The 4934-nt window shown below is 35.5% G+C and carries 2 protein-coding genes and 3 tRNA genes; all 5 read right to left on the bottom strand.

The genetic code is table 11. The features are described from left to right. Positions 1-435 precede the first annotated feature (435 nt). Positions 436-2703, bottom strand: coding sequence for a hypothetical protein (locus ACQY63_RS00350; protein WP_022165410.1), 2268 nt, complete (start codon positions 2701-2703; stop codon positions 436-438). 76 nt (positions 2704-2779) lie between these two features. Continuing rightward, entirely contained in the window at positions 2780-4492 is a 1713-nt protein-coding gene (locus tag ACQY63_RS00345; RefSeq protein WP_428244543.1) for an NAD(P)/FAD-dependent oxidoreductase, read from the bottom strand. 59 nt (positions 4493-4551) lie between these two features. Beyond that, positions 4552-4631 (bottom strand) — tRNA-Leu (locus tag ACQY63_RS00340). A 115-nt stretch (positions 4632-4746) separates the two neighbouring features. Further along, positions 4747-4819 (bottom strand) — tRNA-Lys (locus ACQY63_RS00335). A gap of 38 nt (positions 4820-4857) precedes the next feature. Further along, a tRNA-Gln gene (locus ACQY63_RS00330) sits at positions 4858-4929 on the bottom strand. Between the last annotated feature and the right edge of the window lie 5 nt (positions 4930-4934).

Below are 4934 nucleotides of genomic sequence, written 5' to 3'. Positions count from 1 at the left end.
AATTCTTCCTGTCCTTTCGTGCTTTATCCTAAAGTTTAGTATTCTTCAAATTTATTTTTTCTATATAATTAGTAAAATCAATTTATTCAAATATGGCATTTTGAGTCAAAAAGACCCACTTAGCCACTTTGTTTTACTTCTATTTTATAGGATTCGTCATTTTTTTTCAATAAAAGAACATATACCGTTCACTTTTTTGTCACATCTTACAATTTTGGCATTGAAAAAACGTTGCAAAAAAATGTTTTTTATTAATTTTTATTGTTTTTTATTTTTGGGGAAACGTTTTTCGTTCTTTTGTATATTGTTTAGATATTTTTTTGTCTTTTCTTGTCTATTTTTTCATTTTGTTTTAACGAAAAAAGCCTGCGCATCTATTACTATTAGATACGCAGGCTATTTAAGCTTAATATACTATTCTATTGTTCTCTAGAGTTATTTCCAAAATACCAGCATCTGTTTAATATAATAAAACAGTACTGGCGAATCATATTTTATATCGCTCCATTCCGGAGAGATTGCAACCATGGCTGTTATTGCAAAAGATGCTATGGCAAGACCAATCATTATTATTGTTACATATCTTTCAATGCCTTTCTCTCTCGCCTTGGAATACATGATAAGAACCACATATATAATAGGAAGAAAGAACATCCAGGCATAATCAATAGAATATCGAAGTGACGTTCCACCCATTGTGGTTGTTATATAACACATTGCAAAAGCAACTACCAAAGCTGTCATTACGAAGCCTCTATTTCCTGTTTCTTTTATGATTCTTCTGCTAGCCCATGGCACTAGGGTAAGCAGCCACATTACAGGATAGGCAAATATTCCCATACAAGCCATACTGTAGAAGAATCCCATGTAATCACTACTTTCTGTTGTTGCATTAAAGTATGGAAAAACCGAGCTTACACTTGGTTGCATCAACAAGCCTTTGCTTATTGCCACAGGAAGTTTTCCAATATCCGTTATATGATAGTAGCTTGTATCGTACACTGTCAACTGATACCTTGCTCCAAACTCTGTAATGCTTCCGAAGCGAATATAATTGTAATACATTAGAGCAATTCCAATTACCAAATATGGCAATGCAAACACTATTATCTCTTTTATATTTTTTTTGGAAAATATTGCCTTAAAATAATTGCATCTTTTGTGTTCATTTCCACTTGTCTTTCCAACTTTATTTATTCTATTATATCCACCGTTTGTTGCCAGTCCATTTAGAACTATCGGTGCAATAATAATTGACCCTAACACAAAGTTTGGTCTGCATCCTACTGCCAATGCCATGGAAATTGCTCCAAGCAGAAGCCTTTTCTTTTTAATTCCTTTTTCAGTAAAGGCATTAAGTATGCAATCAATCCCCATCAAAGCCAAGGCAAGTGCAGATATTGACGCCGCCTCATAGAACTTGCTTCCGTTAATACTATATAATAGGAAGGAGCTACTAATGAAGCACACAACCAAACTTGCGATTACCCACACATTAACAGGCTTTTTCCAACGGTTGACTATCGTCATTATTAGCTTGCACATAAGAAGCATGCAAATAACGCACATCATTAATACATATATTTTCGTGCTAATCAGTGCGCCCGTTACCATATAAATAGGAAGATATACAAACAGCACAGGCACAACACCAAAGTAGCAATAATATTTTCCTTTGTAAAAAGCTCTGTCCCACTTGTATTTAATATTGCTTCTTTGCTTCCATTCGTATGGGTTCTTTAACTTGTTAAGTTGTTCAATCTGACTTTGCACAAAATAGGTTCCACTACTACTAACACCATTTATGTCTACTTTTCCATTTGCCAGCGCCACTGTTAATTCCTGATAAGCGTCCATATCGGTGCTAAAATCAAATCCGGTTAGCCGTCCTGCATAATCAAAACTAGCATTAGTCATGCCCGCTAGCAGAACCACAAATCCAACCTGAAGAATCATTATTGTAACGAGTATCTTCCTATTATAATGTATATTTTTTGTTTTATTTACAAACTCAATGCTTCCTGTGAATCTTATAAGGGTAAAAAGCATAATAAAAATCATCATAACTATAGTTCTAATAGCATTAAATTTAAAAGCCTTACTATAATTTACTTTCACATATATTTTACTTATAGAAGATTCTACCGGAACCTCTAAGGTTAGTTTTACAGAATCTGTTTTCCCTGCAAAATGAGTTTTTATATGTCCTGTAGATGCAAGTCCATTTACAAGTGTTACATTGCAGTCGGCTTTCGCGTATTCTACAGTGTTCGCCTCGTCCTTATAATAGACCTTACAGTTAGCAGTTTTCTCTGCTCCATCCATAGATAGGTCCAAATCTTTAATTGCACAGTCGGCATACACAATAACAGAATACAAACGTGTTTCCCCTTCCTTGCTTACTTCCACGTTTCCGTTTTCCGCCTTATTCTTTTCTACTATTTCATTGCTGTCTGAAGTTACGGTGTTTTCAAGTGTCTTAGTATCAAACATTACAGCAAACTTTGGATTATTGTTTTTCTCATAGCTTGTGAAATTAAAAGTAAAAATTTCCAATACCACTGCTGCAAGCAATGCCTGCGCAACCCAGAACATATATCTGTTATATTTTTTTAGTTTAATCGATTTCTCTATTTTTCTGTTGAAAATTTTGATAATAAGAACCCCCAAGACAATTCCTATTAAGAACATTAAATATTGCATTTTTGCTCCTTATTGTTTCTGTAACAATTTTACTTTTGATTGGATTTCCTACCCATTGTCATTCTATTGCTAATGTTTATTCTTTTGTTTCGTGATATTCTTTGTCTGTATTTACATTCCAAATATTGCTTTTGTCTTTAATATTATTCACAATATTTTTTACAGTTTCAAAAGATGTAACCATTGAATGATCCATATTGTTATATCTGTGCTGACCGTTTCGACCCACGCAATACAGATTGTCAAAAGTATTAAGGTAATCAATAATTTCATTCATATTTGCATAGCCATCAAAGTATGCCGGATATGCTTTCTTGATTTTTTCTCTATGAGCATCAAGCACATCCGCTGTCTTAATCACGTCCATTTTGACCAGCTCATTAATTGCAAAATCAATACATTCCTTATCACTCATATTCCAGAATTCATCGCCTTCCCTGCAAAAATATTCCAGTCCTATCCAAACATATTTGTCCGGCTCCTGAACCATGTAAGGCGACCAGTTGTTAAACACCTGAATTCTTCCCAACTTAACTCCTGTATCCTGAACATAAATCCAGCAATCAGGCACAATATTATTTAAAGTTTTTAAATTAGTTTCATTTTTCAAATTTAATTTGTCTAAAAGTAAGCCAACTGTGACGAAATCCCTGAAAGGTAAATCTTTTGCTGACTCTTCAACTACCTGGGGTATTTCACTGCCCTTTATGCCTGCCACCAAGTCATTAACCGGCATTGAAGAAATAAAAATATCCCCTTCATATTCCACTGTCTGTCCATTTTCTGTGCAACAAACACTTTTTACTATATTATTTTCCGGATTATGCACTTCTCTGTTTTCCTGATTATGTACTCCGCTACTTTCCTGATTATGCGCTCCTTTGTTATCAGTTTTACCGCCATCTTCCGTATTAATTGTTGTAACCTTGCTGTTAAAAACAATGGTACCGCCCATTTCTTCTATTTCTTTGGCAACCATTTCCCACAACTGGCCCGGCCCATATTTAGGATATATGTATTCTTCAATTAATGAAGTTTCTACTTTTTTGCTTTTTCCACTTGGCATAATCTTACTGAATACATCTTTTAAAACAGCAGATATTGAAAGTCCCTTTACTCTTTGCGCTCCCCAATCTGCCGAGATTTCCCTAGGGTGTCGGCCCCAAAGTTTCTCTGTATAACCTTCAAAAAACATAGAATACAAAACTCGTCCAAATCTGTTTATATAGAAATTTTCCAAATTATCTTCAGGCAGTTTTTTGAAAACTGAATGTAAATAACTAAAGCCCGCCTTCATAGTTGTTGTAAAGCCCATATTCTTAATTGTCGCCCATTTAAGAGAGACAGGATAATCAAAGAAATGCTTTGCGTAATAGATTCTCGAAACTCTATTTCTTATAAGCATTACCCTATCTTCTTTTTCAGGATCAGGTCCGTTTGTAGCGTAGCTTTTTTCTCTTCCTAAAACCTTATCGTCGTATGATGACTTCCCCTGTATTGGCATTATATTGTTCCACCAATTATTTACTCTGTCATCTTTGGAGAAAAATCTATGGCCACCAATGTCCATTCTGTTTCCTTTATATTTTACAGTCTGTGAAATCCCCCCAATTCTGTCCGTTTCCTCCAGAATAGTAACTTCATATCCTTTTTGTTTTAATAGTTCGTATCCTGCTGTAAGTCCTGCCGGGCCTGCCCCAATAATAATTACTTTTTTCATTTTACTCTCCAATCTGTTCTTCACTTTGTCATTGTTTGCACACAACTCTATAATTTTATCATATTTCATATTTATTTCCTAGTAAAAGAAAAAGTCGAACCTCAACAAGAGATTCGACTTTCTTAAACTGCGGGTGACAGGACTTGAACCTGCACGGTCTCCCACTAGAACCTAAATCTAGCGCGTCTGCCAATTCCGCCACACCCGCGGATATTAACTTGCGCACATTAGTACATGAACCTTAATTGCTTCACAGTAGCTTATGCGTTGGTATTTGCATACCCTGTTAAAATCAAAAGGTGCAAGTAAAACTTGCACCCTAGTGAGCCACTGGGGAATCGAACCCCAGACAACTTGATTAAAAGTCAAGTGCTCTACCATCTGAGCTAGTGGCCCGTATTAATTATTTTTCTTAATGAGTCTAACCCATCTAACTGGGCTAGCTGGATTCGAACCAGCGAGTGCAGGAGTCAAAGTCCTGTGCCTTACCGCTTGGCGATAGCCCATTGTG

Source organism: Eubacterium sp. Marseille-QA0814, from assembly GCF_965119675.1.
GTDB lineage: Bacteria > Bacillota > Clostridia > Lachnospirales > Lachnospiraceae > Eubacterium_G.
The sequence above is the reverse complement of the archived record's forward strand: the minus strand, read 5'-3'. Positions and strand labels throughout refer to the sequence as shown.

Excerpts from the sequence above, each read along its gene's own strand:
- ACQY63_RS00350 (WP_022165410.1), bottom strand. The coding sequence starts at position 2,703 with ATGCAATATTTAATGTTCTTAATAGGAATTGTCTTGGGGGTTCTTATT.
- ACQY63_RS00345 (WP_428244543.1), bottom strand. The coding sequence starts at position 4,492 with ATGAAATATGATAAAATTATAGAGTTGTGTGCAAACAATGACAAAGTG.